This window comes from Microvirga sp. P4_G7 (assembly GCF_056401005.1).
This window is the reverse complement of sequence record NZ_JBFUKD010000390.1, coordinates 1-3,555: the sequence shown is the minus strand read 5'-3', so window position 1 is coordinate 3,555 and position 3,555 is coordinate 1. Positions and strand designations below refer to the sequence as shown.

Here is a 3,555-nt window from a genome sequence, read left to right as displayed (position 1 = left end):
CAACCGCTATCCGCATCAATTTTCCGGCGGCCAGCGCCAGCGCATAGGTATCGCTCGCGCRTTGGCGGTAAGGCCCGATTTTCTCGTTTGCGACGAGCCGGTTTCAGCGCTCGACGTCTCGATTCAGGCGCAGGTCATCAACCTGTTCATGGATGTCCGCGAGCGGTATGGGCTGACCTATCTGTTCGTCAGCCACGACCTCGGGATTGTTCGGCACATCAGCGACCGTGTCGCGATCATGTATCTCGGACGGATCGTCGAGATCGGATCCGCCGCCGCCGTCTTTGCCGAGCCGGCGCACCCCTATAGTGCCGCGCTGATCAAGGCGAGCCCGTCGGCAGTGAACCGCAAGCGGGATTTCCAGCCACTCAAGGGCGAGTTGCCATCTCCGCTTGCGCCACCGAGCGGCTGTCCTTTTCATCCGCGCTGCGTGCACGCCATGTCGGTTTGCCGTGAGGTCCGTCCCCCGCTGACTGAAATTGCGCCCGGACGCAGCGCCGCCTGCCATCTGCACCATTCGGAAAACACATGACGACGACGACACTCAAGCCTGATTTCGGCCGCAGCTCGCTTCCTTTTGTCGACGAGTTCCACCCTGATCGGCCTCTCGAGGTGAATTTCTTTCGCCCGGCCGAGCATGGACCGGACGATCCAGTCGTGATCGTCCAGCATGGCATGCTCCGCAACGGCGACGACTATCGCGACTTCTGGATTCCAGCGGCGGAGAAACACCGCATCTTGATCGCAGCGCCGACATTCGCCGACGAGCGCTTCCCGAACGCAGAAGGCTACAACAACGGTCTTGTCATCGGAGATGATGGGGAACCACGGTCGCACGAGAAATGGCTCTATGCCGTTCCGAGCCGCGTGTTTGCCGCACTGCGACGGGGAGGGGCCACGCGCCGTCCTCGGGCGCGCCTCTATGGCCACTCCGCCGGGGGCCAGTTTGCTCATCGCCTTTTGGCGACGCAGAACCATTCATCTTTCGAGGCTGTCATCGCAGCCAATCCGGGTTGGTATACGTTACCGACTCTCAAGCGCAACTTTCCTGAAGGGCTTGGTGGAATCGGGCTCGACACGGATGCCCTGGCACGCTGGTTTGCCTTTCCGATGGTCATTTTCGCCGGCGATCAGGATATCGACATGGATGACCCCAACCTCCCGTCGCAAGCCGAGGCCCTGGCGCAGGGGCCGACCCGATACGCACGGGCCCACTTCGTCTTCGATTTTGCCAAGCGCGAGGCCGAACGTCTCGGTATGCCGTTTGGCTGGAGGTTGATCGATGTCGAAGGCGTCGGCCATGATGGAGCCGCGATGTCGCGCGCTGCGGCCGCATACTGGTTCGAAGACCGCGTGCCGACGGCCGATGAGTTGGCCCCGCAAATGGCTTTGTAGCTTGCGCGCAGTTACAGATATTGGAGTGAGAGATGAACGCTCGGAATGAGATATGGCAGCAGGTCGACGCGGCTCGGGACAGGCTCGTCGCCTTGAGCGACCGGGTCTGGAGCATGCCGGAAGTCTGCTATACCGAAGTCCGCTCGACAGCCGAACACGTCGCCGAATTGCGCCATCACGGCTTTCACGTCGCTGAGAACGTCGCCGACATACCGACCGCCATCATGGGCGAAGCAGGCGAGGGCGGACCAGTGATCGCCTTCCTCGGTGAGTATGACGCGCTGCCGGGCCTCAGTCAGGAAGCGGGGGTTGCAGAGCATCGTCCGATCGAGGCCGGCGGGCACGGGCACGGCTGCGGCCACAATCTCTTGGGATCGGCCGCAATGCTCGCCGCCGTCGCCTTGAAGAACTGGCTCTCGCAGAACGGGATTCCTGGACGCGTGCGCTATTACGGCTGCCCGGCCGAAGAGGGCGGAGCTGCGAAGGCCTTCATGGTGCGTGCCGGCGCCTTTGCCGATGCCGACGTCGCCATTTCATGGCATCCCTACAGTTTCTGGGAGGTTGCGCCGGCCCTCTCACTGGCCAATACCCGCGCCGATTTCGTCTTTACCGGCCGCGCAGCGCACGCCGCCGCCGCCCCGCACCTGGGACGCAGCGCCCTCGACGCGGTGGAGTTGATGAATGTCGGCGTGAACTACATGCGCGAACATATGCCGTCCGATGCGCGCGTCCACTATGCGCTGTTGGACACCGGGGGCATCGCGCCGAATGTGGTACAGGCCCATGCTCGTGTTCGCTACTCCATCCGCGCCATGGATCTGGCCGGCATGCATGAGTTGGTCGAACGTGTCCACAAGATCGCTCAGGGCGCGGCCATGATGACTGAGACGCGTGTCGACATGCGCATCGTCAGTGCGGTCTCGAACACCCTCGGAAACCAGCCGTTGGAACGGGCACTTCACAACGCGATGGAGGAGCTCGGCCCTCCGCTTTTCGACGAGGCGGATCGCGAATTCGCACGCCAGATCCGAGCAACCTTGTCCGCCCAGGAGATCGCTTCGGTCTATCGGGCGATTGGGCAACCGCAGACCGAGGCGCCGCTCGCCGATTTCCTCGTCCCCCTCGATGCGCGGCGCAACCCGATGATCGGTTCGACCGATATCGGCGACGTCAGCTGGGTGGTGCCGACTGTCCAAGCCCACGCGCCGACTGTGGCCATTGGAACCCCGTTCCATACGTGGCAGGTCGTGGCCCAGGGGAAGGCTCCGGCTGCCCACAAGGCGATGGTCCACGTCGCAAAGGCCATGGCAGCGACCGGCATGGCTGCAATCACCGATACGTCCCTCATCGCTGCCGCCAAGGCTGATCTCGCGGAGCGGACGCGCGAAACCCCCTATGTGAGCCCACTCAGGAATGGCGTCGAGCCACCGCTCGACATGTCGGTCGTGTGAAGGCGGTCAAGCGCGACGCGCGTCTCACGTCGCGTCGGCGGGAGAATGCATCATAGCTCGACATCGGCCAGCCTTAGGGTCTGACCCTGGGGCGAGGGGCGAGCCTGTTCAGCCTTCACCGTCGCTTTTGCCCGGAAGGAGCCGTCGTGGTCGATGGCTTGTCTCGCCCAAAGCTGTCGGGCGGCTTCCAGCGCGAAGATAGCCGCAATCAGTTGCTAGAGATTGGCCGCCGAGGACCATCGTCGGGCCTCGATGCCGGCGCTTGGCATCCCCGGCCAAATCCTGGAGGGAATCTGATGCCCATCTACATCACACGGGGTCGTTATTCGGCAGAGTCCATCAAGAACCTCGTCGCCAAACCGGAGGACCGCCAGCCCTCCGTCAGAAATCTGGTCGAAGCCACCGGCGCGAAGCTTTTGAGCTTCTATATCACCCTCGGCCACTATGATTTCCTGGTCATCACGGAGGCGCCCAGCGCCAAGGTGGCATCTGCGTTCATTCTGGCGGCGGCCGCCTCTGGCAGCGTCACTGACAACGAGACAACGGAGGCGTTCACGAGCTCGGAGGCAAAGGAGGTTTTTGCCGCCGCCGGCAAGGCAGCGGAAAAATACACAAAACCGGGCAAGTAACCTCCTCGCGCACGGTCACGTGAGGGGCCGACAAGACAAAGGCCGGGCACTTCGACGGCCCGGCCTACGAGGGCTTGTGA

Annotated in this window: 4 protein-coding genes; all 4 read left to right on the top strand. The window is 63.1% G+C overall.

Going from position 1 to position 3,555, the window contains the following annotated elements:
• Positions 1 to 532: oligopeptide/dipeptide ABC transporter ATP-binding protein (locus tag AC1DT3_RS15160; protein WP_477466074.1), on the top strand; the 532-nt coding region annotated here is incomplete at its 5' end.
• Entirely contained in the window at positions 529 to 1,395 is an 867-nt protein-coding gene (locus AC1DT3_RS15155) for an alpha/beta hydrolase family protein (RefSeq protein WP_477466073.1), read from the top strand. The genes AC1DT3_RS15160 and AC1DT3_RS15155, both read left to right, overlap by 4 nt.
• Before the next feature lie 32 nt (positions 1,396 to 1,427).
• Positions 1,428 to 2,846: a M20 family metallopeptidase gene (locus AC1DT3_RS15150; protein ID WP_477466072.1), complete on the top strand. Its 1,419-nt coding sequence runs from the start codon at positions 1,428 to 1,430 to the stop codon at positions 2,844 to 2,846.
• 296 nt (positions 2,847 to 3,142) lie between these two features.
• Positions 3,143 to 3,475: a GYD domain-containing protein gene (locus AC1DT3_RS15145; RefSeq protein ID WP_477466071.1), complete on the top strand. Its 333-nt coding sequence runs from the start codon at positions 3,143 to 3,145 to the stop codon at positions 3,473 to 3,475.
• Positions 3,476 to 3,555: the final 80 nt, after the last annotated feature.

Bases quoted from the DNA above. Each gene is read 5' to 3' on its own strand.
- AC1DT3_RS15155 (WP_477466073.1), top strand. From the start codon at position 529: ATGACGACGACGACACTCAAGCCTGATTTCGGCCGCAGCTCGCTTCCT.
- AC1DT3_RS15150 (WP_477466072.1), top strand. From the start codon at position 1,428: ATGAACGCTCGGAATGAGATATGGCAGCAGGTCGACGCGGCTCGGGAC.
- AC1DT3_RS15145 (WP_477466071.1), top strand. From the start codon at position 3,143: ATGCCCATCTACATCACACGGGGTCGTTATTCGGCAGAGTCCATCAAG.